The organism is Magnetospirillum sp. 15-1 (genome assembly GCF_900184795.1).
In the GTDB taxonomy this organism is placed as follows: Bacteria; Pseudomonadota; Alphaproteobacteria; order Rhodospirillales; family Magnetospirillaceae; genus Phaeospirillum.
Genome location: NZ_FXXN01000027.1, coordinates 582011 through 605765, shown reverse-complemented (window position 1 = coordinate 605765; position 23755 = coordinate 582011). Strand labels below are relative to the sequence as shown.

Here is a 23755-nt window from a genome sequence, read left to right as displayed (position 1 = left end):
CAGCCCCAACACCACTACATAGCCCGGCACGTCGTATCCGGTGAAACCGAGATTGTCTGCGGTTCACTCGCCCAGACTCGGAAATCAACACGCCGCAAAACACCGCCAGCGTCAGTATAAAGCCGCACATAGTCGAGATTGCCGATATCCAAAATCGCCTTGCCAGCTTGGTGGCAGATGAGTCCACGGCGAGGGAGGCTGTTAAGCTCTTGCGCAAGATTCAAACCTACCGGAGGCGGCATATCCACGGCGCCGGCAGACGATGCGAACGCAAAAAGCAGAGCGGAGGCAATTGATAGGCGAAACTTTGTCATCACTACGACATCCCATTTGATTGCAAGAAACAACATCATACATCCAATTGGGCAGTGCGAAATAGACTGCAGCTTGTGCTTGGTAACCTCATTGCCCTAGGGCCTGCATCGGGTGGCGAGAAGCTGGGTCATCGTGGCTTTGCCGTCCTTGACCTCCTGGCGCGCCTGGTCGCAAGCCTTCTCGGCTCTATCAGTCGCCTCCGCCTTCGCTGCTCGATAATCGTCTACGGCGGCATTGACTTCGGCAGTGGTCTTGATGGCGACCAGAACCAATGCTCCCATGCAGGCCAAGAGGACACAAATCAGGGCAGCATACAGATACTTCCTCATGGGTCTTGCTCCTCAACTTCAGTTATCGATGATCTTCTTGCGTGCCAAAGCCCGCTTGCACTTCAGTTCCTCTCGAGCGGCTGAGAACTCGCGGCAGACATTCGTAAGTCCACCCTCGGCTTTGCCGACACGCCAAGCGTGGAGGGCCTTGGCCAGCGCCGGCCCCCTGCCCTTCCAGAAATTGTTGAAAGCCTGCTGATGGTCGGGGCAGCAGAACTCCTGCTGCTTGCGCACCTGGTCGAACTGCCCGTCGCACCACAGGCAGACGCCCTTGGGCTTTTCAGCTGCAGCTTGCTTCCGCCGCGTCCGCTTGGACCGCTCCCAATCCTCTCGGCACTTGCCACTACAGCATTCCTGGTTACGGCGCGGATTGATTAGGGGTGTCCCGCACCAGCGGCAGCATTTAGACGGCATTTCCACCTCCTGGGCGGGACCACATACGGGAGAGGCAGCAAGAGCCCCCAGCGCCGCTGTTTGGGGAACCGTGTACATGGATTGCGAAACAGGCGTCATGACCGGCCTCCGTCCTCTGGAGAGGGGTGAATGCCAATGGCGCCGCAAAGTTCCCCCACAGCAGCCAGGAACCGCTCTGGCTGCGTCATGGCCACCGCGACCAGCGAGGCGCGGACGGCCCTGGAGATCGCCATGGCCATCGCCCGGGCCTGGTCGGGTGACGGCGCCAGGTCGATGCCGGCGAGATCAATGCTGGCCCGGAGCTGGATGATGCGGTCGGCCAAGTTGTCATCCTGACCAACCAGCCTCTCGACGCGGATGATGGCGGCCCGCACCGTGGAATGATCCCGACCGCCAAACAAACTGCCGATCTTGGACAGCGACAGGCTGAAACAATCCCGGATCAGCACCATGGCCACACTACGGGGCACCACATACCGGCGAGCCTTGTTGGAACCCACCAGGTGCTGCGACGTCATCCCCCAGGTCGATGCCACCATGGCGATGGCGCCCTCGGGGGTCATGATGCCACCGCCGCAGGCTGAGCATAACGCTGTTGAATTTCAGTGTAATGGGCAGTGAAAGCAGCCACGGCGGCCTGCATGGCGGAAGCCCTAGATGCAGTATTTCCGCCGGGTAGAGCCCCACAGCACCGGTCAAGTGGATGGTATTGCCAGTGCCAGTCGGCCAACATCATTTTATGATTTTGATCATATTCTATATTACGCCAGACCTCGGCGACCAAGCGACCCACGACCGTCCGCAACGAGTAGTCGGTGAGCCGCCCATCTCGGGCCGCCCGCCAGCTGGCGGACAAGACTAGGCCGTAAACTCATAAACAGGCTTCCCCTTCGTCGCGCGTCGTGATTCAACGATTCCCTCTGGCACGGAGGGCATTGATGGCACGGCGGCGGTACGAGTTGACGGATCACGAATGGTCGATCATCGAGCCCTTGCTTCCGAACAAGCCTCGCGGCGTGCCTCGGGTTGATGACCGTCGGGTCCTGAACGGTATCCTGTGGCGGTTCCGCACGGGCTCGCCTTGGGCGGAAGTTCCCGAGCGCTACGGCCCATCGACCACCTGCTACAACCGGTTCGTCCGCTGGCGCAAGGCGGGCGTCTGGGACCGGCTTCTGGAGGAAATCTCCAAGGCTTACGATGGCGACATCATCATGATCGACTCGACCTGTGTCCGCGTTCACCAACACGGGGCCACGGGAAAAAAGGGGCTCTCGACGATGGCAGCATGGGACGTTCCCGTGGGGGGCTCACCAGCAAAATCCACGCGCTCGTCGATGCGGAAGGCCGTCCCGTCACCCTGCGCCTGACCGCCGGGCAGGTCCACGACAGCGTCGAGGCCGAAGCCTTGCTCGATGGAGCCTTGGGCGACGGCTCAACCCTGCTGGCCGACAAGGGCTATGACAGCAACGCCATTCGGGCCTTGGCCGAGAAGAACAAGACCTGGGCCAACATCCCGGTCAGGTCCAACCGCAAGGGCACCTTCGCCTTTTCCGCCTGGGTCTATCGCCAGCGCAATCTGGTCGAACGCTTCTTCAACAAGATCAAACACTTCCGGGGGATCGCCACCCGCTATGACAAAGACCCACGGAATTTCCTCGCCGCCGTAAAGCTCGTCGCCCTGCGCATTTGGTGCGCCGCGTAATGAGTCTACGGCCTAGCAGGCTGTTGAAAAACCCGATGGCCCATCAGGCATCGGCATGATTCAATCCCGGCAACGGGTTGCGGTCGAGGGGATGATGCGCGGGACGGACAAGCGGTCGGGGGAACTGTTCTCCTACGTTGACCTGGAGAAGCGGGTACGCAAGGACCATCCGCTGCGGCCGATCCGGGAGATGGCGGACACGGCGCTGGCGGTGCTGTCGGGCGACTTCGCGGCGCTGTATTCGAGGACGGGGCGGCCATCGATCGCGCCGGAGATGCTGCTGCGGGCCATGCTGTTGCAGGCGTTTTATTCGATCGGCTCCGAGCGCCAGTTGATGGAGCGGCTGGAGTTCGACCTGCTGTTCCGCTGGTTCGTGGGCCTGGGTGTCGACGATCCGGCGTGGGATCATTCGACCTTCTCCAAGAACCGCGACCGCCTGCTGGAGGGCGACATCGCCGCCAAGTTCCTGGCCGCCGTGCTGTCCCAGCCCCGGGTCAAGCGGCTGCTGTCGAGCGAGCATTTCAGCGTGGACGGCACGCTGATCGAGGCGTGGGCGTCGATGAAGAGCTTCAAGCCGAAGGACGCCAAGGACGATGACGGCCAGGGCGGTGGCGGTCGCAATGCTCCGGCCGATTTCCGGGGCGAGAAGCGGTCCAACGACACCCACGAGAGCACCACCGATCCCGACGCCATGCTCTACCGCAAGGGGCCGGGTATGGAGGCCAAGCTGTGCTTCATCGGTCACGGCCTGATGGAGAACCGCTCGGGTCTGATCGTGGATACAAGGCTCACCCGGGTCTCGGGCCATGCAGAGAGACTGGCGGCGTTGGACATGATCGAAGCCTGGGCCGACCGGCCCCGCGCCATCACGCTGGGTGCCGACCGGGGCTACGACGCCGCCGACTTCGTCGAGGAGCTGCGCACCCTCAACGTCCGTCCCCATGTGGCGCAGAACACCAACCGGCGGCGCTCGGCCATCGACAAGCGCACCACCCGGCATCCCGGCTACGCCGCGTCCATTCGTATCCGCAAGCGTATCGAGGAAGCCTTCGGCTGGATCAAGACGGTGGCCGGGATGCGTAAGACCAAGCTGCGCGGCCTGGACAAGGTGGATTGGGCCTTCGCCTTCACGGCGGCTGCATACAATCTGGTGCGGTTGCCCAAGCTGCTGGCGGCGGCACCATGAGCGGTCCCGCCGCTTGCCAAATCCTCGGCTGCTGGCGGATCGTCGGGAGCGACATCTGGGATGACGACTACCTCGACCTCGCCGGCCCGGCCACCATCCTCCTCGAGGCGAATGGCCACGGCGAATTCGCCTTCGTCTGCATCGAGGCGGGCATGGACCTCGAATACGCCCGCACCATCGTCTTCTTCCGCTGGGCGGGCTTCGATGAAGGCGACGAGGTGAACGGATCAGGATCGGCAGAACTCACAGACGACGGCACTCTGGAAATCCAACTGTCCTTCGACAACGGCGACGACGCCGTCCTCACCGCCCCCCGCGAGTGACTTCTTCAACAGCCTGCTAGGCCCCGTTCAGACCAGCCCCCGGCGACGCACGCCGCCGAACTCAAGGCAGTGGGGCCGGCATCGCCGCCAGCCGCCGCCCCTCGGGCAACAACTGGTCCGTGAACCAGGGATTCTTCGCCTCCCACGCGGTGGTGCGCCACGACGGATGGGGCAGCACCAGGAAGCGCGGCAGGTAGTCGCGCCACGCCGCCACCGTCTCGGTCAGGGTGGCCTTGCGCCGCTCTCCCAGGTGATAGGCCTGGGCGTAGGAGCCGACCAGCAGGATAAGGCGCAGGTCGGGAAGATGCTCCAGCACCGGCCGGTGCCACAGCGGCGCGCATTCCGGCCGGGGCGGGCAATCGCCGCCCCGCGGCAGGCGGCCGGGATAGCACAGGCCGGTGGGCAGGATGGCGATGCGCGAGACGTCGTAGAAGGTGTCACGGTCCAGGTCCAGCCACTGGCGCAGCCGGTCGCCGGAACGGTCGTTCCAGGGAATGCCCGTCTCGTGCACCTTGGTGCCCGGCGCCTGACCGATGATCAGCAGGCGAGCGGTGGCGGACAGGCGGAACACCGGATGGGGGCCGAGCGGCAGGTGGGCCTCGCACACCCGGCAGGCCCGCATGCGGGCCGCCAGTTCGTCCAGGCTTTCGCTCACCCCTTGAGGTCGATCAGCCGGGCCAGGGTCATGCCGCCCAGATCGGGCAGCACCGCGGTGGCGCCGGTAAAATCCGCCCCCCTGGTGTAGAGACTGGGAGTGACCACCACCTTGAGGCCGATGGCGGTGGCCGCCGCCAGCCCGTTGGGGGAATCCTCCAGCACCAGGCATTTGTCGGCGGACAGGTCCAGGCGCTTCAGCACCAGGGTGTAGACTTCCGGATCGGGCTTTTTCCTGCGCACGTCCTCGGCGCAGACGATGACATGGAAGAAGGCCTTGCGGGCGCCCAGCAACGCCTCGACATTGGCCCGCGTCGCCGTGGTGGCGATGGCCAGCTTCAACCCCTGGGCCCGCGCCGACGAGATCAGCGATTCGACACCGGGGCGGAACGACACCTGCCCGCTGGCCACCATCTTGGCGTAGATCTGGTTCTTGCGGCTGTGCAGCCCGGCCACCAATTCGGGCGAGGCGTCGGGAGCGAAGGTCAGGATACGCTCCTTGCCACCCGACACCTTCAGCAATTGGCGATAGATGGCCTGGTTCCAGGTCCAGTTGAGCCCCGATTCGGAAAAGGCGCGGTTGAAGGCGTAGCGATGCGCCTCCTCGGTCTCGGCCAGGGTGCCGTCCACGTCGAAGATCAGGGCGGCGACGCGGGTCATCATCTCAGCGGACCACGTCGATCACGCCGCGCTCGCCCAGGGAGGGGTGGCCGATGGCGGAGCATTCGAAGGTGTAGGCGCCGAAGCGGGCCGGCACGAACCACAATTCCTTGGTCTGGCCGGCGGGAATGGACAGGCTTTCGATCCATGGCCCCTTGAGGGTCTGGCCGCCGCCGCGCACGCTTTCCACGGCGATGTCGGCGAAGAACTGCCGCGCGGCGAGGCCATGATCGGAATCGGTGGCGTTGACCAGCACCAGTCTGGTGGCCCGGTCGCGGTGGAAGGTCCATTCCGAGGGCTTGAAGGCATGGTCGGCGATGGTCACCCGCACCTCTTCCGGCGCCGCCCAATCGGTGGCGGCGACGATCTCGGCGGCGTCGGAGACGAAACCGGGCGGCAAGCGGCTGCTCACCGTATCGGAGCCGGCACAGGCGGCCAGGACGGACAGCGACAGGGCAACGGCCAAGCTACGCAGCATCATTTTCCCGGACTCCATCCCTTGGGGGCCATTTCGAAACCGGCGAACTCGAAGGCCGGCGACACGGTGCACCCCACCAGGGTCCAGGCCCCCACCGGCTCGGCGGCCTGCCAGCAGCCGGGCGGCACGATCACCTGGGGCGAGTGCCCGGCGACCACGTCGGGACCGAGCAGGAATCCCCGCTGGCTCCGTCCGTCCTCGGACAGCAGCAGGCGCAGCGGATCGCCGGCATGGTAGTGCCAGATCTCGGTGGCGTCGACCCGGTGCCAGTGGGAACGCTCGCCGGCCTTGAGCAGATAATAGATGGCGGTGCCCGCCCCCCGTCCGCCACCTTCGGGGGCATGGCGCCAGGTCTCGGCGTAATGGCCGCCCTCGGGGTGGGGAACGAGGCCCAGCCGGGCGATGATGGCTTCGGCGGTCTGCACGATCAGTCCCTGGGTTCGGTCTTGACCATGGAGGGGCGCCGGGCCACCTCGGCATACCACTTGGCCAGGTTGGGATGGGCGGCGCGCCAGTCCTCGGCCGGGAAGCGCAGATCGAGGTATCCCAGCGCCACCGCCGCGCCGATCTGGCCGATCAGGAAATCGCGGCCCCAGCCGGCACACTCCTCCTCCATCACGTCGAGGGCGCGGGTGATGGCGCGGCTCTGGCGGTCGGTCCAGTCGCTCCAGCGCTTGTCCTCGGGCCGCATGGTGGCCTCGATGCGCTTGACCAGCGCCGCGTCGAGGATGCCGTCGGCCAGGGCGGCCAGCCGCAATTGCTCCCAGCGCGTCCCGCCCACCGGCGGAAACAGCTTTTGCCCGTCATGCAGAGAATCCAGGTATTCGCAGATGACGGGAGAATCGAACAGCGCCTCGCCCCCTTCGGTGATCAGGGCCGGGACCTTGCCCAGGGGATTGTCCTTGGGCAGGTCGGTGTCCGGCGACCAGGCGTTGGTCAGAACGAAGTCCAGGCGGGGCTCCAGCCCCATCTCGACGGCGGCCACCCAGCACTTGCGGGCATAGGGCGAGGTGGTGGAATAGCGCAGCTTCATGGAAGGACACCCGAACCGAGGGGGGCAGGACCATCATGCTCGGGTCCCCGCCCCCCGCGAGTCAAGGGCGACGATGTTCTATCACCAATGCGGGCTCAACGGGCGAAGGTCAGCGTCGCCGACAGGGCGTCCTCCGCCGCCAGTTGCGGTGCGGATCCGGGGACCTTGCGCGAGACGCTCAGCAGGACCGTCCCCGGCGAAGAGGGGATCTCGGCGATGCCCGCCCCGTCCGTCTCGGCCTTGGCCGTCTGCTCGCTCTTGGGGGTGCCGATGACGACCGCAGCGCCCCGCAACGGCTTGCCGTCGAGGTCGACGCGAATCTTCAATGGCTCGCCGGCCTTGAGCCGGTAGGGATCGGCCAGGGGAACGATCTCCAGCCGATGCCCCACCGCGCCGCCCAAGGCCTGGGCGCCGGGCAGCACCAGCTTGGCGAATTTCAGCGACCAGCGACTTTCCTGGGCATCGGGGACGTTCAGCCGGTTGGTGTTGCGGCTGCCCATGGCCGTCTTGACCCAAAAGCCGCCGTCATAGCGGGCCGCCACCACCCGGGCACCCCCGGCGGCGGGCGGAATGACCAATGGCGGCATGGTCTCGGAGCCGGGCCTGACCGCATCGAGCAGCGAAATCGCCGGCTTGCCCGGCGCCTGGACATTGACCTCGAACAGGCGGTGGCGGTCGGCGCCGCCGCCTTCGCCGGCGTGGCCGTAGACCGCCCTCACCCCGGCGGCATCGGGCTCCAGCCATAGGTCGTGGGCCAGGGCGGGGACGGCGGTCAGCAGGGCCAGGGCGGAAACAAGCACTCTCTTCATGGCGATCCTCATTGGAAGCGGTAGACGAGGCCGGTCATGCCGGTGAATTCCGGCTGGACGGTGATAGTGGTCGAGGCCAGCTCGGCGTAGCGGTCGCCCAGGACCCACGAGCCGTCGACGAAGGCCGACAGGCCGGAGGCGAAGCCGTATTCCAGGCGCGACTGCACCACCTCGTAGGGCTTGGTGCGGATGGAGGCGTCATCGGCGCCGTACTTGCGGCCGTTGACCTGGATGTTGAACGAGCCCGACAGATGGTCGCCGTCGTCGAAGGCGTGCCGGCCCTCGGCGCCCACGGTGATGATGTAGTCGGGCACGTCAGTGACCTTGGTGGACGGGGCCCGGTCGATCAGCTTGGCCGCCACCCGGGTGGCGGCGGCATAGAGGCCGAGCATGTCGTCCTGGTTCCTGACCAGGTGGGTGCGGGCCTCCAGGTCGACGCCGTCGCGCTGCGACGCCCCCAGGTTCTGGTAGATGCCGCCCACCGAGCGGATTTCCGAATCCTGGGTGGTGTGCCAGACCGTGGCCCGCACGGTGCTGTCCATGGGCAGCTCCACCTGGATTCCGGTCTCCTGGCTGGTCACCTTCTGCGCCTTCATGCGGCTGTTGGTGCGCAATTCGTCGGGCACATTGGGCATGCGGAAGCCGCGGCCGTGGTTGAAGAACAGGTCCAGTCCCGCCAGCGGCGTGACGGTGATGCCGGCCTTGGGGCTGAAGGCCCCGGTTTCCTGGGTGGCGCTGGAGGCGGGCGACAGCCTGTTGTCGATATCGAACCACGCCTGGTCGTAACGCCCGCCCAGGGTCAGCTTGACCCATGTCAGGGGCTTCAGCTGCCCCTGGGTGAAGCCGGCCAGCAGGGTGCGGTCGTAATCCACGTCGTATTGCCAGGACTGGAACTGCCGCGCCTGGGAATTGGCCTTGGCGGTGGAGGCGTCGTCATGGCGCAGGTCGCCACCCACCAGCATCTGGCCGGGCATGCCCGCCAGCTCGCCGCTCCACGTCCGCTTCACCGTGCCGCCGCCCACGGCGCGGCGATCGGTGGTGCGCACCTGTTGGCCGGTGGTGTAGGTAGTGGCGTAGCGGATGAATTCGTTGTTGTAGGCATAGGCGTTGACGGTCCAGCCGTCGTCCATATCGGCGGGCTTCCAGTTGATCACCGCCATGCGCATGCCGCTCAAGCCGCCGTCGGTGGAGCCGACCGCCGCCCGCTCGGACACCGTGCCGTTGCGGTAGGCGGCGATGGGAAAGTAATTGGGTGCGCCCCAATCCCCTTCCGAAGCCTGCACGCGCACCGAAAGGGTGCCGCCCTCCAGGTCCTTGGACAGCTTGGCGAAGCCGTTCTGACGCAGATAGGCGGAATTATTCTGCCAGCCCTCGGTATGGAAGACCTCGGCCGCCACATAGGGCACCAGCCCGCCGGGCAGGGAGACACCCTCGCGGCTGAAGGACGCCATGCCCCGCTTGGTGTCGAACGAGCCGCCCGACAGGCCAAGCATGGGCGAAGCCTCGGTCCGCTTGGAGGTCATATTGATGGCGCCCCCCAGGGCGTCCTCGCCGTATTCGGCGCTGAACGGCCCCCGGATCACCTCCACCCGCTCGATCATCTCGGGCATGATCCAGTTGAGATCGGCCGAGCCGATATTGCCCACCGTGGACAGCGGCATGCCGTCCACCACCCGAGCCAGCTCGCGGCCGTGATTGCCGTTGGAATAGCCCCGCATGGCCATGCCCACCGCCAGCCCGCCGGGCTGGAAGCGCGCGATGGTCATGCCCGCCACCGGACGGAACAGATCGGTGTAGTGGCTGACCGGGCGGCGCTCGATCTCCTCGGCGGTCATCACCGTCACCGAGGCCGGCAAGGATTCCGGCGAGGACGATATGGTGGATTTGGCGCTGCGTCCCGCCTTGTCCGACACCACCACGGTGTCGAGAACCTCGTCCTCCGCCAGGGCTCCCGTCGCGGGCGCAAGCAGCCCCATCACCGCGAGCGCGAGCGCCCGCCGGTCCAATCCGATCATCGTCACCGCGTTCCCCTCTATCTTTCCAGTGCCGCAGAAAAGATTATGCGACTCCGTGTAGGGAGTGAGCCTAGGTGATGATGGTCCGGCGGACAATCCCGAATGTTTTCTCCGCCCCCGCCCTGAACCTCTAGCATAGGAGGATGGTCCGGCGATTGCCCAGCCCACCGGCTTGCGCCATGATGCGCCGGTATCAGATGGGGAGCGGTTCCATGCGCGTTTGGTTGACGGTGGCGGCGGTGGCGATGCTGGCGGGGTGCTCGGGGGCCAATCCCGATAGGCTGGCCCGGTTGCAGAGCGGCAAGTCCACCGTGCCCGAGGCCGTCGCCATCCTGGGCTCGCCCGACCGCGACGAGACTCTGCCCGACGGCTCGCGCATGCTGACCTACGTGGCCCAGCGCTCCGGCACGCGGGCGGTCAATTTCATTCCGATCGCATCGCAGATCTGGGGCGGTTGGAACGTGAAAAGCGGCGAGGCCGGCCTGATGTTCGGCCCCGACGGCAAGCTGCGCTTCCACTCCTGGTCCGGCGACAACATCAAGCAGATGCGCAACGTCGGCCAGGCCGTCTCGCCCTACACGCCCAAGCCCGTCGACGGCGCCTCCCCCGAAAAACAAGACCCCCCGCCCGTTTCCGGGCAGGGGGCCGAGAGCTCCGATCAGCACAATCCCGCCAACTGATCCGATGCGCGGTTGGCCGGGCTTGGCCCGGCCATGACGCAAGTCGCGGGACCGGCCGGCTATAGCGTGATGCCCAAAATGTGCATCACGCTATAGGCCTTGTCATTGTCCCTCGCCGGGCGGGCGCATCCGCGCCCTTGGCCGCGCCCTCAACGGGCGCTGGAGCGGCCTGCCTCATATTTAAGGCACGCCCGCTCTAGATCTCCTCGCTGGCCATCTCCCACACGGCGGGAGCGCGCCACAGGCGCGACTTCAGCAGCTCGCGCTCGAACAGCATCTCCTTCGGGACGCGGTCGAAGAACTTGTCGAACAGCTCTTCCTGGCTGCGGGCGTCGGCGACACCGGACTCGCGGTCGATGCGCATCAGTTCCTTGAACTTGTCGCGCGGATAGTCGAGGCCGCTCCACTCCAGGTCCTCGTACTTGGGAACCAGGCCGATGGGGCTTTCCACGGCGCGGGCACGGCCCTGGACGCGGTCGACGATCCACTTGAGGACGCGCATGTTCTGGCCGTAGCCCGGCCACATGAACTTGTTGTTCTCGTCGCGGCGGAACCAGTTCACGCGGAAGATCGGCGGCGGGTTCTTCACGGCGCGGCCCATGTTGAGCCAGTGGTTGAAGTAGTCGGCCATGTTGTAGCCGCAGAACGGCAGCATGGCGAAGGGATCGCGGCGGATGGCGGCCTGGCCGACGGCGGCGGCGGTGGCCTCCGAACCCATGGTGGCGCCCAGGTAGACACCGTGGGCCCAGTTGAAGGCCTGGGTGACCAGCGGGGCGTTCTTGGACAGGCGGCCGCCGACGATGAAGGCCGAGATGGGCACGCCGGCCGGATTCTCCCAATCGGGATCGACGCTGGGGCACTGGCTGACCGGCGCGGTGAAGCGGGCGTTGGGATGGGCGGCCGGGTCCTTGGACTCGGGCGTCCAGTCGTTGCCCTTCCAGTCGATGAGATGAGCCGGCGGAGCGTCGCTCAGGCCTTCCCACCACACGTCGCCGTCGTCGGTCATGGCGACGTTGGTGAAGATGGAGTTGCTGGCGCAGGCGGCGATGGCGCTGGGATTGGTGGCGGCGCCGGTGCCGGGAGCGACGCCGAAGAAGCCGGCTTCCGGGTTGATGGCGTAGAAGCGGCCATCGGGACCGGGCTTGATCCAGGCGATGTCGTCACCGACGGTGTAGATCTTCCAGCCCTCGAAGCCCTTGGGCGGCACCAGCATGGCGAAGTTGGTCTTGCCGCAGGCCGACGGGAAGGCGGCGGCCACGTAGGTCTTCTCGCCCGAGGGGCTTTCCACGCCGACGATCAGCATGTGCTCGGCCAGCCAGCCCTCGTCGCGGGCCATGGCCGAGGCGATGCGCAGCGCGAAGCACTTCTTGCCCAGCAGCGCGTTGCCGCCGTAGCCCGAGCCGAACGACCAGATCTGCCGGTCCTCGGGGAAGTGGGCGATGGTGATGTTCTCGGGGTTGCACGGCCAGGCGACGTCCTTCTCGCCCTCGGCCAGGGGCTGGCCCACCGAGTGCAGGCACTCGACGAACTCGCCGTCGCTGCCCAGGATGTCCAGCACCGGCTGGCCCATGCGGGTCATGATGCGCATATTGGCGGCGGCATAGGCGGAATCGGTGATCTGCACGCCGATATGGGCGATGTTCGAGCCCAGCGGACCCATGGAGAACGGCACCACGTACATGGTGCGGCCCTTCATGCAGCCCTCGTAGAGCTTGGTCATGCGGGCCTTCATCTCGCGCGGCTCGACCCAGTTGTTGGTGGGGCCGGCGTCGTTCTTGTTGTGCGAGCAGATGAAGGTGCGGTCCTCGACACGCGCCACGTCGCGGGGATCGGAGCGGCACAGGTAGGAGCCGGGGCGCTTGGCCGGGTTCAGCTTGATCATGGTGCCGCCGGCAACCATCATCTCGCACAGCGCATCGTATTCCTTCTGGGAACCGTCGCAGATGTGGATGCCGGAGGGACGGCACAGCCGCGCCATCTCGTCGATCCACGCCAGCAATTTGGCGTTCATGGTGGTTCCGCCAGGAATACCGCTCTTGGTCATTTCCATCCTACTCCGTTGAAGACCGGAGGACCCGATCCTCCCGCCGCCCGGGGGACGATACCCCCGAAGCAATCGGGCCTTCCTTGGACCGGCCGCCGGTCAGGCGCTTTTTTGAGGATTGCGCCGCCGCCGCGAAAGAGGACGCGAAGATAGCGGCCCGACGCCTCGCGAGCAATGCTCTTGGTGGGAAAAATTCACCCATTTTTAAGAATGACGCTTCAAAAGCGATCCAGGTGGCCGACTTTGCAGCATCAGTTAGATTGGCTTCCCACCAGGGTTTGCAGGCAGGCGAGTGGTGAACGCGCTTCGTCGGGCGACTGGTCGAGGGGCAGACGCAGCACCTCTTCCCCCGCTTCCAGATCGCACCCGTCGGGGTCGATTCCAGCCAGCCGCCAGCCGCCACCGGCCGGCCCGCCGCCGGCCCGAGCCGCCAGGGTGGCGACCAGATCGGGATGGCCGTCATTAATCTCTGCCAGGGCGGCTTCCTCGATGCCGGCCATGAAGGCGGCGTCCGCGGGCGGCACCAGTGGCGCGTCGAACCACACGGCACGGCCGAAGCCGCCGACGAAATGAGCCCGCTCCACGTTCATCCGCCAGATGGCGAAGTCGCCGAACCCGGCATAGAGCGCCGCGCCGGGATGGCGCGCCAGGAAGCGGCGGCGCAATCGGGGATCACCCTCCTCCGCCACCGTCCCGGTCAGGGTGACGCGCGGCCCGGTCTGGGGATTGGCGAGGCCATCGGTGCCGTCCAGCAGCAGCGCCGCCCGCCCGTCGGCCAGCAGATTGCGGGTATGGTCGGCCAGCCGCGACAGCAACAGGATGGGCGACAGGTCGTGATCGAAGGCCAGGGTGACCAGCGAGACATAGGGGCGCCCCTCCATGCTGGTGGCCAGCGCCGCCTTGCGGGCCGCCCGCGCCACCCGGCGCAGCGCCGTGCGGTTGTTGGCGGGCAGACCCCCAGCCGGGGCTGTCTCGGGCTTTTCGTTCATTGCTTTCCCCCCGTCCCCGGAGTTCAATGGCGCCGTCCCGCGCCCCGTCTTGGAGATCATCGCAGATGAAGACCGTTCTGGGAATCGTCCTCGCCCTGGCCCTCGGCTGGGGGCAACCGGCCGGCGCAGCCGAGCCCTCGGCTCCCGTGCTGGTCCGGGCGGCGGATGCCTGGGCGCGGGCCACCGGCCCCGACACTCCGGTGGGCATGGCCTTCATCACCTTGACCAACACCGGGACCGAGGCCGACCGGCTGGTCTCCGCCGCCTCGCCGGCCGCCGCCAAAGTGGAATTCCACCGCCACGTCCACGCCGACGGGAGCATGAGGATGCAGCGGCAGGACTCCATCGATCTGCCGCCCGGCGCGGCCGTCCGCTTCAGCCCCGGCGGCCTGCACGTCATGCTCGACGGCCTCAAGGCCCGACTGACCGCCGGCCAGAGCTTCCCGCTGACCCTGACCTTCGCCAAATCGGCGCCGGTCACCATACCGGTGACGGTGATCGCCCAGGGAGCGCCGCCACCCGGCGCCAATCCGCCCGCCGCCGCCATGCCGGGCCACGATCCCTCCATGCACGAGCAGCACATGCAGGACCCGGCCTACCGCGCCATGCATGAGGAGCACATGAAGGACCCCGACCACCGCGCCATGCACGAGCAGATGCACGGCACGGCGAAATAAACGCATACCGGGATTCCACCCGATTGCTAATTCCCTCCGCCAAAGGGTATTATCTTTTTCTTAATCCTTCGGCGGAGCGGAACCCTTGTCCATTGGCGCCATCACCGGCTCGGGCAGCACGTCCAACCTGATCGATGCGATCAAGGCGTTGCGTGCCGGCAATGTGGCGGCGACCCAATCGGTCAGCAACCGCTTCGACCCCCGCGACAATACCCAGGTCGAGGAGCAATCCTCCGCCCAGCAGCGGCAACAGGCCGCCGAGACCAAGGCCGGGCCGCAACAGCAACAGCCGTTCAACGCCCGGGGCGAGCAGGGCAGCGATGCCACGCCGCGCCAATCCTCCACCTTCCTGACCCAGGCCCTGGCCCAGGAGCATACCGCCTCCACCTCGGAGAGCGTGTCCACGACGACGGCTGGCGCCACCGCCTATGCCAACAGCGCCTATTCCGACGCCGCCAGCCGTGCCTCGGCCCTGTCGGGCAAGTCCCGCTCGGTGGAGTACGAGATCCTCTCGCCCAATCCCTCGGCTTCGTCCGGGCGCGGCGTGGATCTGAGCGTATAGGCCTTCCGAACTAATCTTCAGCTTCGCTCTGGTGGCGACCAGCCACCATCGCCATATGAAACCGACGGGAACACCCCGTCGGAACGGTTCCTGGCGCCCCCCGGAACACAAGGGCGGAGCGCCCCGGTTGTGCGACTCGCCAAGACATATACACAGTAAATTTAAATCTTATACTCGGCCAAATAAATATAGGTTTCGGGTTTCCGATAGTTCTCGAGTTTCGGGTTGCTTGCCTTACCAATTCCGACTATGCACGGGGAAGGGTAGCCATGCCTGATACAGCGAAGCAGCCGCGGCTTCGAAGCGGTTTAGCCAGAGATCAACTGAACATCATGCCCATAAACGCCGAGGCGAAACCCGCCCGTCCCATGAACCGAGCCAACGATACCGACAAGCATGTGGGCAGCCGCATCCGCGAGCGACGTATCATGCTTGGTCTGTCCCAGCAGCAGATGGCCGACCTGATCGGCGTCACCTATCAGCAGGCCCACAAATACGAGCGCGGCATCAACCGCATCTCGGCCGGCCGCCTGTTCGAGATCGCCCAGGTCCTGGGCGTTCCGGTAGGCTTCTTCTACGAGGGACTGGAGAACCGGCGCGGCAGCGATTTGAACGCCCGCCAGCGCATGTGCCTGGAGTTGGCCCGTAACTTCACGTCCATCACCAACGAACGCCACCAGGAAGCCCTGTCACAGCTTGCCCGAGCCCTGGCCGCCGAGGACTGAGACAAAATACCGATGAGTCTTGCTCATCGGTATTTTGATTAGGCCCAAGGGGCCGCGCGCCTTATGGCGCGGGAGCCAAGGGTCGCGGAGGCGACCCGCCCGGCGCCTGAGGGTCTCGTTGATCGCCCTCGATCAACGAGCGAAGCAACAACGCCGCCCACTCGGCCGCATCGCGGATCAGCGGCGACGGATCGTTCAGCCGCCGCTCAGCCTCGGCCAGAAGATCGACCTGCCCGCCATTGGCGGCGGCGATCAGCACCCCCGCCATGAACCGCTCGTATCCGGCCCGCTTCACCGGCGAGGCGGTGAAGACCTCCCGGAACCCGGCCTCGTCCAGCCGGATCAGGTCGGCCAGCCTGGGCGCGGTCAGTTCCACGCGGGGCAGGAAGTCGGGCTCGCGGGTCGGCGGCGCGAACTTGTCCCACGGACAGGCCGCCATGCAGTCGTCGCAGCCATAGAGCCGATTGCCCAGCCCCGGCCGCAAGCCCTCGGGGACCGGACTCTTGCTCTCGATGGTCAGATACGAGATGCAGCGCCGGGCGTCGATGCGTCCCTCGCCGTCCAGCGCCTGCGTGGGGCAGGCCTCGACGCAGGCCCGGCACGAGCCGCAATGATCGGCCTCGGGCGCGTCGGGCTCGATCTCCAGGGTGGTGAAGACTTCCGCCAGGAACAGCCACGAGCCGAAACGGCGCGACACGATGTTGGTGTGCCGCCCGCGCCAGCCCAGCCCGGCCTGGACCGCCAGGGGCTTTTCCATCACCGGGGCGGTGTCGACGAAGACCTTCAGTTCGCAGCCCCAGGTTTCGGCCATCCAGCGCCCCAGCGCCTTAAGGCGCCGCTTGACCAGATCATGATAGTCGCGGTTGCGGGCATAGACGCTGATGTTGCCGCGCTCAGGGAATCGGGTGAGCTTCAGGGGATCGCCGGAAGGGGCGTAATTGGTGCCCAGCACGATCACCGAGCGGGCCTCGGGCCACAGAACGTTCGGGTCGGCGCGGCGCCCGGCGGTTTCGGCCATCCACGCCATGTCGCCGTGCCGCCCCTCGGCCACATAGGCGTCGAGGCTCGCCTTCCACTCGGGCAAGGCTTGGGCGCGGGCGAAGCCCACGTCGGAAAAGCCCAGTTCAAGGGCCTTGGCACGGATAGACGCCTTGACGTCCGCCCCGCTCATCCCCGGCCGCGATAGCCGGCCACGCCCTGGTCGGGCAGCCACAAACCGTCCGGCACCGGGCCGGTCTGCCAGAACACATCGATGGGAATACCGCCGCGCGGATACCAGTAGCCGCCGATCCGCAGCCATTTCGGCCGGCACGCCGCCACCAGCCGCTTGGCGATGGCGATGGTGCAATCCTCGTGGAAGGCGCCGTGATTGCGGAACGACCCCAGGAACAGCTTCAAGGACTTGCTTTCCACCAGCGCGCCCTCGGGGGCGTAGTCGATGACCAGCTGGGCGAAGTCGGGCTGGCCGGTGATGGGACACAGCGAGGTGAATTCCGGCGCGGTGAAACGGACCAGATAGAGGGTGCCGGGATGGGGATTGGGCACCGTCTCCAGCACCGCCTTGTCCGGGCTGTCGGGCAGCGCCGCCGCCTGGCCGAGTTGAGTAAGGTTGATCTCGCTCATCTCAGTGGCCGTTCATCTTCTTGATGGTGTTGGTGGTGCTCTGGCCGTCGACCAGTTCGGCCAGCACCACCTTGCCGCCCCACGACTGCACCAGATCGGCGCCCACCACCTTGTCGATGGTGTAGTCGGCGCCCTTGACCAGCACGTCGGGCTTCAGCTCGCCGATCACCTCGAGCGGCGTGTCCTCGCCGAAGATCACCACCAGATCGACGGTAGCCAGCGACGACAGCACGGTGGCGCGCGATGCCTCGGACTGCACCGGGCGGGTCGGCCCCTTGAGCCGCTGCACCGAGGCGTCGGAGTTCAGCCCGACCACCAGCCGGTCACAGGCCGACTTGGCCTGGGCGAGGATCGAGACGTGGCCGGGATGCAGCAGATCGAAACAGCCATTGGTGAAGCCCACCTTCTGGCCCTTGCGCCGCCAGCGGTCGACGATCTCGGCGGCGGCGCCCACCGGCACGATCTTGGACTCGCCGAGCATCAGGTCCTCGTGGTGAAGCGCCACCACCATCTCGTCGGCATAGGCCACGGCGGTGCCCACCTTGCCGACCACGATGCCGGCGGCCACGTTGGCCAGATGGGCGGCCTCGGGCAGCGAGGCACCGGAGGCCAGGGCGGCGGCCAGGGTGGCGACCACGGTGTCGCCGGCGCCCGACACGTCGAATACCTCGCGCGCCTCGGCCGGCAGATGGTTGATCTGGCCGTCGGCGCGGACCAGGGTCATGCCGTCCTGGCTGCGGGTGACCAGCACCGCCTCGAAGCCGCAGGTCTCGATCAGATGGCGGGCGGCGGCGACCACCTGCCCGTCGCTGTCCACCGCCAGACCGGTCGCCTCGTGCAGTTCCTTGCGGTTGGGCGTCACCAGGGTGGCGCCGGCATAGATGGTGTAGTCGGTGCCCTTGGGGTCGACGATCACCTGCTTGCCCGCCGCCTTGGCCCGGTGGATCAGCGCGGCGGCGATGGGGGCGGCCAGCACCCCCTTGCCGTAATCGGACAGCACCATCACCCCCGCCTTGGGCAACAGGCGCTCGACCCGGATCAGCAACTGGTCGCGAATGGAATCGCCGACCGGGCTGCGCGACTCGCGGTCGGCGCGCAGCAATTGCTGGTTCGAGGCGAAAAAGCGGGTCTTGATGGTGGTCTGGCGGCCGGGTTCGACCACGATGCAGGGATCGATCTCGCCGTGCTCGCCCACCAGCCGGGTGACCTCGCGCCCGGCGGTATCGTCGCCCACCACCGACACGAAGGCCGGGGCGGCGCCCACCGCCACCAGATTGCGCACCACGTTGCCGGCGCCCCCCAGCATGGCGGTCTCGCGCTCGATGCACAGCACCGGAATGGGCGCCTCGGGAGAGATGCGGTCCACCGAGCCGTAAACGAAACGGTCCAGCATGGCGTCGCCGACGCACAGAACCATGGTGCCGCGCAGCTTCTCAACGCGTTCGACGAGGGCGGAAAGTTCGGTCATGGCATCCCGGTCCTTGATGGCTTGATGCCTGCTAACCCAACCGCCTGCGCCTTGCAAGACAAAAGGGGGGCGCTCAGGTGGAAAGGAAGCGTCGTCCGCCCCCCTCCAGCACCAGGGCGGTGAGGCGGCCGGTCCGGTAGGCCCCGGTATCGATGCCGATGCGGTTGGGGCGCAGTTCCGGCTCGGCGACCACGGTATGGCCGTGCACCACCATCTTGGACATGGCTTCGCGGGCGCTGAGAAAGGGCTCGCGAATCCACATCAGATCATAGGGGTCCTGACGGTCCAGGGCGATTCCCGGCCTGACCCCCGCATGGACGAACAGATAGTCGCCCTCTTCATGGCGGGCGGGAATGGACGACAGGAAGCGCAGATGATGGGTGGGCAACGCCCGATAAAGCATCTTCTGCAGCCGGGGATAATCGTGGGCAAGATGAGCGTCCACCTCCCCCACATAGGAGCGCACCGCTTCCAGGCCGCCGTTGCGAAACCAGCGCGGCCCCACCGAGAAATCGGCCAGGAACTGCAGCAGGGTGTCTTCGTGATTGCCGCGCAGGCTGACGTAGCGCGCATGGGCCAGCGGTCCGTCCTGGGGCGGCCCGCCGATCACCCGCTCGATCACGGCGCGCGAATCGGCGCCCCGGTCGATCAGATCGCCAAGGAACACCACCACCACCCGCCGGGCCGGAGCCAGACCCGCGTCGTCGGCGATACGGCCCAGCAGCCGGTCCAGCAGGTCGAGCCGGCCGTGTACGTCGCCGATGGCATAGACCCGGGTTCCGGGCGGCACTTGATGAGTTTGATCTATCATTTCCACTAGGGCCGTGGCCTCGCCGATGTTACTTTTTTGCACCCAGGTAACCGGGCCTTTATATATGGCGGATCACAATGGGTGTTGCGACCGCCTTTTAGGAATGGCGGCGCGTTGAGATCGGGGTGCTTATGAACGCCAGCGCGTTCGGAGGAAGACAGCAGGAAGTCGTCACGCCGGAAAGCCTTCTCTACGATGCCGCCGAACGCGTCGGCAGGATTCGCGAGGGCCGGGTGGCGCTGCATCTGCATCTGTCCCGCCTTCTCCCGGCCAACCGGGAGGAGGGCCGCATCCGCATTGCCTTCCGCATGTTCGAATCCATGGTCGACGCCTATCGCGGCCAGATGTTCCTGATGACCAATTCGGACATCATCCTGATCTGCAAGGACGCCCGCTTCGCCGACCTGGACGCCATCGTCTACAAGCTGCGCGCCCTGTTTTCCACCGATCCGCTGACCTATGCCGAATCCCCCGACGGCCAGGACCGCTTCGTCAGCTATTACGACCTGGAAGCCGACTACGATTCCTTCTTCTCGCTGTGCGGCCAGATGGTGGTCGACGCCAAGAAGTCGGTGGCCGACCAGCGTACCGCGCCGCAGATCCAGCCCCTGGACGCCAAGAACCTCACCCGGGTGCTCGAGCGCATCGGCGCCACCGACATCGCCGGCGTGGTGCGGCGCCAGGCCTGTATCCGCATCAACGAGAACATGCACGCCGAGGTGGCCTTCCAGGAATTCTTCATGTCCATCATGGACCTGCAGAAGGCCCTGGCCCCCGACGTCAACATCTTGTCCAACCGCTGGCTGTTCCAGCACCTGTCCCAGGTCCTCGACCTGCGCGTCCTGTCGGTGCTGCAGGACGTGGGCTTCCGCAAGATGCCCGCCGCCTTTTCCGTCAACCTCAACATGGCCACCGTGCAGACGCCGGTGTTCCAGCAGTTCGAGGCGTCCATCCGCGGCCGCGCCGGTCTGGTGGTCGAGTTCCAGTTGCTGGACATCTTCAACGACCTGGACGGCTTCTTCCGCACCCGCGACCTGCTGCGCTCGCGCGGGCACCGCTCGGTGCTGGACGGCATGAGCCCGGTGACGCTCCAGTTCATGGACGCCGAGCTTTACGACACCGACTACGTCAAGGTGTCGTGGAGCAACGACATGCTCGACGACATCAAGACCGCCGAACTGCTGGCCGCCCTGGGGCCGGTGGGCTTTGACCGGGTGATCCTGTCGCGCTGCGATTCCGAGACCTCGGTATCGTGGGGCCTGGCCCAGGGCATCCGCATGTTCCAGGGCCGCTTCCTGGATTCCATGATCGCCGCCGTCACCATGGCCCAGTGCGGGAAGTCGTCGGCCTGCACCCTGCAGCAATGTACCCACCGCCACGCCGTCATCAACGGCCGGCCGCGCGCCGAATGCGGCGACAATGACATGCTCGACCTGTTCCCCGTCCTGAAGGCGCTGCGCTGATGATGAATGCGCCGCCGTCCGGGGGGATACCCCGGCCCAACAGCCAGGAAAGCCTGCTGCTCGACTACGTCCACCGGCTGGAGCGCCACCGCCACGACCGCCGGGCCGTGCATGTCCACCTGTCGGGGCTGGCCGCCCAGAACCGGCGCGAGCACCATACCCGCATCGCCGGCAACACCTTCGAGCAGTTGGTCAAGCTGATGCAGGCACAGGTGTTCACCCTGGCCAATTCCGATCTGATGGTCATCTACAAGGCCCAGGCCCAGGACGAGATCGAAGCGTCGGTGGTCAAGCTGCGCTTCCTGTTCTCGGACGACCCCCTGGTGATGGAGGAACAGCGCACCCGCCAGCCGCTGTTCTGCACCTGGTACTCGCTCGACCGCGAATACGACATGCTGCTGGCCCTGGCCCAGAAGATGGTCCAGGAGGAAAACGCCAAACGCCACGCCGCCTCGGAAAAGAGCGCCCAGGAAGCCAAGTTCCAAGCGAACAAGCCCAAGGGCAGCCCCTTCACCCCGGAATTGCTGCACCGGGTGGAATCCTCGCTGGGACAGGCCGACCTCGCCAACCTGATGCGCCGTCAGGCGGTGTGCGCCGTGGTGGGCAAGTCGCCGCCCGCCCCGGTATTCCACGAGCTGTTCATCTCCATCGCCGACCTGCGCCAGACCCTGTTTCCCAGCGTCAACGTCAATTCCAGTCCCTGGCTGTTCCAGCAATTGACCGAGACCCTGGACCGCCGCGTGCTGTCCATGCTGAACAAGCACGACGACCGCACCCTGGAAGGCGACATCAGCATCAACCTCAACGTCTCCACCATCCTCAGCCCCGAATTCCTGGTGTTCGACGACAACGTCAAGGCGGGCATGCGCGGCACCATCGTGCTGGAACTGCAGAAGGTGGACATCTTCGCCGATCTGGGCGGCTATCTCTTCGCCCGGGACTTCGCCCATGATCGCGGCTATCGCATCTGTATCGACGGCCTGACCTATTCGCAGTTGCCCTTCGTTGATCGCGAGCGCCTGGGCGCCGATCTGATCAAGCTGGTGTGGGACCCCTCTCTGACCGAGGAAAAGGACAAGAAGACCGAGGCGCTGCGGCGCATCGGCGTCACCCGCATCATCCTGTGCCGCTGCGACAACCAGGCCGGCATCGAATACGGCCATTCGGTCGGCATCACCCTGTTCCAGGGCCGTCATATCGAATCCATGGTGCAGGGCGACCCGCGCAAGCGGGGCCTGCGGGCGCGGCCCAGAGCTTGAGTGCCGTAGAGGTCCGCGCGCTCTACAAGAGCTTTGGCCCGGTCAAGGCCGTGGACGGCCTCGACTTCACCATTACCGCCGGCTCGACCACCGCGCTGCTGGGCGGCAACGGAGCGGGCAAGACCACCACGCTGTCCATGCTGCTCGGCCTCTTGCTGCCCACCTCGGGCTCCATCACCGTGCTGGGCGAGGACATGGTGCGGCACCGCTACCGCGTCCTGCCGCGCATGAACTTCTCCAGCCCCTATGTGGACCTGCCCCATCGCCTGACGGTGCGCCAGAACCTCAAGGTCTATGGCGGGCTGTACGGGGTGGAGCATCTGAAGGACCGTATCGCCGAACTGAGCGACGAACTGGAACTGGCCGAGTTCATCGACCGTCCGGCGGGCAAGCTGTCGGCGGGGCAGAAGACCCGCGTCGCCCTGGCCAAGGCGCTGCTCAACAAGCCCGACCTGCTGCTGCTGGACGAACCCACCGCCTCGCTCGACCCCGACACCGCCGACTGGGTGCGGGGCTGGTTCCGCTCCTACCAGCGCGCCACCGGTGCCACCATCGTGCTGGCGTCGCACAACATGACCGAGGTCGAGCGCATGTGCGATCACGTGCTGATGATGAAGCAGGGCCGCATCGTCGACCAGGGTTCGCCCGCCGCGCTGATCGCGCGCTTCGGCCGCGACACCATGGAGGAGGTGTTCCTGGACATCGCGCGGGACCGCCAGCGGCCGGAGGCGGCGTCATGAGTCGCTCGCTCCGCCGCATCGAGGCCATGTGCCTGCGGCACCTCTATATCCTCAAGGGCTCGTGGCCGCGCCTCCTCGAGATGGCCTACTGGCCCGCCGTCAACATGGTGATGTGGGGTTTCACCAACCGCTTCTTCGCCGAGCATTCCACCTGGGTGGCCCAGGCGGGCGGCATCCTGATCGGTGCCGTGCTGCTGTGGGACGTGATGTTCCGCGGCAATCTGGGGGTGGCCCTGTCCTTCCTCGAGGAGATGTGGTCGCGCAATCTGGGGCATCTGTCGGTCAGCCCCTTGCGGCCGCACGAACTGGTGGTCTCCATGCTGACCATGAGCCTGATCCGCACGGTGATCGGCGTGCTGCCCGCCGCCCTGCTGGCCATTCCCCTTTATCACTATTCCATCTTCACCTTGGGGGCGCCCCTGGTGGCCTTCTGGTTCTGCCTGATGGTCAGCGGCTGGGCCATGGGGCTGGCGGTGTCCGCCATGGTGCTGCGCTTCGGCCTGGGGGCCGAGAGCCTGGCCTGGGTGATGATCTTCGCCATGGCGCCCCTGGCCGGCATCTACTACCCCATCTCCACCCTGCCCTCCTGGCTGCAGCCGGTGGCCTGGGCGCTGCCGCCCGCCCATGTGTTCGAGGGCATGCGCGCCGTGGTGTTCGAGGGCACCATGCGCATCGACCTGCTGGCCTCGGCCCTGGCGCTCGACGCCCTTTATCTGTCGCTGGGGGCCGCCCTGTTCCTGTGGGCGTGGCATGGGGCGCGGGTTCGGGGAGCGTTGCTGAACGTGGGGGAATAGAG

The 23755-nt window shown here is 66.4% G+C and carries 28 protein-coding genes; 11 read left to right on the top strand and 17 right to left on the bottom strand.

The annotated features are described in order from the left end of the window. Positions 1 to 14: 14 nt before the first annotated feature. The 4 genes from CP958_RS26095 to CP958_RS21115 all read right to left on the bottom strand — a co-directional run bounded on the left by CP958_RS26095 (position 15) and on the right by CP958_RS21115 (position 1621). Positions 15 to 353 carry a hypothetical protein gene (locus CP958_RS26095; RefSeq protein ID WP_141400598.1) on the bottom strand — a complete coding sequence of 113 codons (339 nt, stop codon included), beginning with the start codon at positions 351 to 353 and terminating at the stop codon, positions 15 to 17. A 57-nt stretch (positions 354 to 410) separates the two neighbouring features. Continuing rightward, positions 411 to 644 carry a hypothetical protein gene (locus CP958_RS21125; protein WP_096704143.1) on the bottom strand — a complete coding sequence of 78 codons (234 nt, stop codon included), beginning with the start codon at positions 642 to 644 and terminating at the stop codon, positions 411 to 413. 18 nt (positions 645 to 662) lie between these two features. Continuing rightward, positions 663 to 1058, bottom strand: a complete 396-nt coding sequence (locus CP958_RS26090; RefSeq protein WP_141400597.1) for a hypothetical protein — start codon at positions 1056 to 1058, stop codon at positions 663 to 665. A gap of 95 nt (positions 1059 to 1153) precedes the next feature. After that, entirely contained in the window at positions 1154 to 1621 is a 468-nt protein-coding gene (locus CP958_RS21115) for a helix-turn-helix domain-containing protein (RefSeq protein WP_096704141.1), read from the bottom strand. Positions 1622 to 1996: 375 nt separating this feature from the next. On the opposite strand from CP958_RS21115, the gene CP958_RS21110 reads away from it, so the two are divergent. The 3 genes from CP958_RS21110 to CP958_RS21100 all read left to right on the top strand — a co-directional run bounded on the left by CP958_RS21110 (position 1997) and on the right by CP958_RS21100 (position 4269). Further along, positions 1997 to 2760 (top strand): IS5 family transposase gene (locus CP958_RS21110; protein ID WP_096700011.1). Its coding sequence is split into 2 segments (ribosomal slippage): positions 1997 to 2327 and positions 2327 to 2760, totalling 765 coding nucleotides; the frame shifts between segments, so codons are not numbered across the junction. Positions 2761 to 2854: 94 nt separating this feature from the next. After that, positions 2855 to 3946, top strand: a complete 1092-nt coding sequence (locus tag CP958_RS21105) for an IS5 family transposase (protein WP_096704228.1) — start codon at positions 2855 to 2857, stop codon at positions 3944 to 3946. Further along, positions 3943 to 4269, top strand: a complete 327-nt coding sequence (locus CP958_RS21100; RefSeq protein WP_197706433.1) for a hypothetical protein — start codon at positions 3943 to 3945, stop codon at positions 4267 to 4269. Before CP958_RS21105 ends, CP958_RS21100 begins: the two co-directional genes overlap by 4 nt. Before the next feature lie 61 nt (positions 4270 to 4330). Here the strand turns inward: CP958_RS21100 and CP958_RS21095 are convergent, their stop codons facing one another. The 7 genes from CP958_RS21095 to CP958_RS21065 form a co-directional block, all read right to left on the bottom strand. Then, entirely contained in the window at positions 4331 to 4924 is a 594-nt protein-coding gene (locus tag CP958_RS21095) for a uracil-DNA glycosylase family protein (RefSeq protein ID WP_242443031.1), read from the bottom strand. Further along, positions 4921 to 5586 (bottom strand): HAD-IA family hydrolase, encoded by a 666-nt coding sequence (locus tag CP958_RS21090; RefSeq protein ID WP_242443030.1) that lies wholly within the window; start codon positions 5584 to 5586, stop codon positions 4921 to 4923. Before CP958_RS21090 ends, CP958_RS21095 begins: the two co-directional genes overlap by 4 nt. Position 5587: 1 nt before the next feature. Next, entirely contained in the window at positions 5588 to 6064 is a 477-nt protein-coding gene (locus CP958_RS21085) for a hypothetical protein (protein WP_096704140.1), read from the bottom strand. Then, positions 6061 to 6486, bottom strand: a complete 426-nt coding sequence (locus tag CP958_RS21080; protein ID WP_096704139.1) for a cupin domain-containing protein — start codon at positions 6484 to 6486, stop codon at positions 6061 to 6063. Before CP958_RS21080 ends, CP958_RS21085 begins: the two co-directional genes overlap by 4 nt. A 2-nt stretch (positions 6487 to 6488) precedes the next feature. Beyond that, entirely contained in the window at positions 6489 to 7094 is a 606-nt protein-coding gene (locus tag CP958_RS21075; RefSeq protein WP_096704138.1) for a glutathione S-transferase, read from the bottom strand. 95 nt (positions 7095 to 7189) lie between these two features. Then, positions 7190 to 7903 carry a DUF4198 domain-containing protein gene (locus CP958_RS21070; RefSeq protein ID WP_170959053.1) on the bottom strand — a complete coding sequence of 238 codons (714 nt, stop codon included), beginning with the start codon at positions 7901 to 7903 and terminating at the stop codon, positions 7190 to 7192. An 8-nt stretch (positions 7904 to 7911) separates the two neighbouring features. Continuing rightward, positions 7912 to 9918, bottom strand: coding sequence for a TonB-dependent receptor (locus CP958_RS21065; RefSeq protein WP_096704136.1), 2007 nt, complete (start codon positions 9916 to 9918; stop codon positions 7912 to 7914). Between the two features lie 212 nt (positions 9919 to 10130). Here CP958_RS21065 and CP958_RS21060 point away from each other — a divergent pair, with 212 nt between their 5' ends. Continuing rightward, positions 10131 to 10598, top strand: a complete 468-nt coding sequence (locus tag CP958_RS21060; protein ID WP_242443028.1) for a hypothetical protein — start codon at positions 10131 to 10133, stop codon at positions 10596 to 10598. Positions 10599 to 10794: 196 nt separating this feature from the next. Here the strand turns inward: CP958_RS21060 and CP958_RS21055 are convergent, their stop codons facing one another. After that, a complete protein-coding gene (locus tag CP958_RS21055; RefSeq protein WP_096704135.1) occupies positions 10795 to 12648 on the bottom strand; it encodes a phosphoenolpyruvate carboxykinase (GTP) in 1854 nt (617 codons plus the stop codon). 245 nt (positions 12649 to 12893) lie between these two features. Next, the gene (locus tag CP958_RS21050) at positions 12894 to 13631 is read right to left on the bottom strand and encodes a pyridoxamine 5'-phosphate oxidase family protein (protein WP_096704134.1); all 738 of its coding nucleotides are present in this window, start codon (positions 13629 to 13631) and stop codon (positions 12894 to 12896) included. Between the two features lie 65 nt (positions 13632 to 13696). Between CP958_RS21050 and CP958_RS21045 the strand changes: the two genes are divergently transcribed. The 3 genes from CP958_RS21045 (at position 13697) to CP958_RS21035 (ending at position 15595) form a co-directional block, all read left to right on the top strand. After that, positions 13697 to 14308: a copper chaperone PCu(A)C gene (locus tag CP958_RS21045; RefSeq protein WP_170959052.1), complete on the top strand. Its 612-nt coding sequence runs from the start codon at positions 13697 to 13699 to the stop codon at positions 14306 to 14308. 85 nt (positions 14309 to 14393) lie between these two features. Beyond that, entirely contained in the window at positions 14394 to 14870 is a 477-nt protein-coding gene (locus tag CP958_RS21040) for a hypothetical protein (protein WP_096704132.1), read from the top strand. Positions 14871 to 15238: 368 nt separating this feature from the next. Continuing rightward, the gene (locus CP958_RS21035; protein ID WP_170959051.1) at positions 15239 to 15595 is read left to right on the top strand and encodes a helix-turn-helix transcriptional regulator; all 357 of its coding nucleotides are present in this window, start codon (positions 15239 to 15241) and stop codon (positions 15593 to 15595) included. 61 nt (positions 15596 to 15656) lie between these two features. On the opposite strand, the gene queG is transcribed toward CP958_RS21035, so the two are convergent. The 4 genes from queG to CP958_RS21015 form a co-directional block, all read right to left on the bottom strand. Next, entirely contained in the window at positions 15657 to 16766 is a 1110-nt protein-coding gene (gene queG, locus CP958_RS21030; protein WP_096704130.1) for a tRNA epoxyqueuosine(34) reductase QueG, read from the bottom strand. After that, entirely contained in the window at positions 16763 to 17218 is a 456-nt protein-coding gene (queF, locus tag CP958_RS21025) for a preQ(1) synthase (protein ID WP_096704129.1), read from the bottom strand. The genes queG and queF overlap by 4 nt, the downstream gene beginning before the upstream one ends. A 1-nt stretch (position 17219) precedes the next feature. Beyond that, complete coding sequence (gene rfaE1 / locus CP958_RS21020; RefSeq protein WP_096704128.1) at positions 17220 to 18686, bottom strand: D-glycero-beta-D-manno-heptose-7-phosphate kinase; 1467 nt, start codon at positions 18684 to 18686, stop codon at positions 17220 to 17222. A 73-nt stretch (positions 18687 to 18759) separates the two neighbouring features. Then, a complete protein-coding gene (locus CP958_RS21015) occupies positions 18760 to 19476 on the bottom strand; it encodes a metallophosphoesterase family protein (RefSeq protein ID WP_096704127.1) in 717 nt (238 codons plus the stop codon). 152 nt (positions 19477 to 19628) lie between these two features. Here CP958_RS21015 and CP958_RS21010 point away from each other — a divergent pair, with 152 nt between their 5' ends. The 4 genes from CP958_RS21010 to CP958_RS20995 are packed head-to-tail and all read left to right on the top strand — an operon-like array spanning position 19629 to position 23753. Further along, a complete protein-coding gene (locus CP958_RS21010) occupies positions 19629 to 20960 on the top strand; it encodes a hypothetical protein (RefSeq protein WP_096704126.1) in 1332 nt (443 codons plus the stop codon). Beyond that, the gene (locus CP958_RS21005) at positions 20960 to 22219 is read left to right on the top strand and encodes a hypothetical protein (RefSeq protein WP_096704125.1); all 1260 of its coding nucleotides are present in this window, start codon (positions 20960 to 20962) and stop codon (positions 22217 to 22219) included. The genes CP958_RS21010 and CP958_RS21005 overlap by 1 nt, the downstream gene beginning before the upstream one ends. Next, complete coding sequence (locus tag CP958_RS21000; RefSeq protein ID WP_096704124.1) at positions 22216 to 22959, top strand: ABC transporter ATP-binding protein; 744 nt, start codon at positions 22216 to 22218, stop codon at positions 22957 to 22959. Before CP958_RS21005 ends, CP958_RS21000 begins: the two co-directional genes overlap by 4 nt. Beyond that, the gene (locus CP958_RS20995; protein WP_096704123.1) at positions 22956 to 23753 is read left to right on the top strand and encodes an ABC transporter permease; all 798 of its coding nucleotides are present in this window, start codon (positions 22956 to 22958) and stop codon (positions 23751 to 23753) included. Before CP958_RS21000 ends, CP958_RS20995 begins: the two co-directional genes overlap by 4 nt. Positions 23754 to 23755 lie beyond the last annotated feature (2 nt).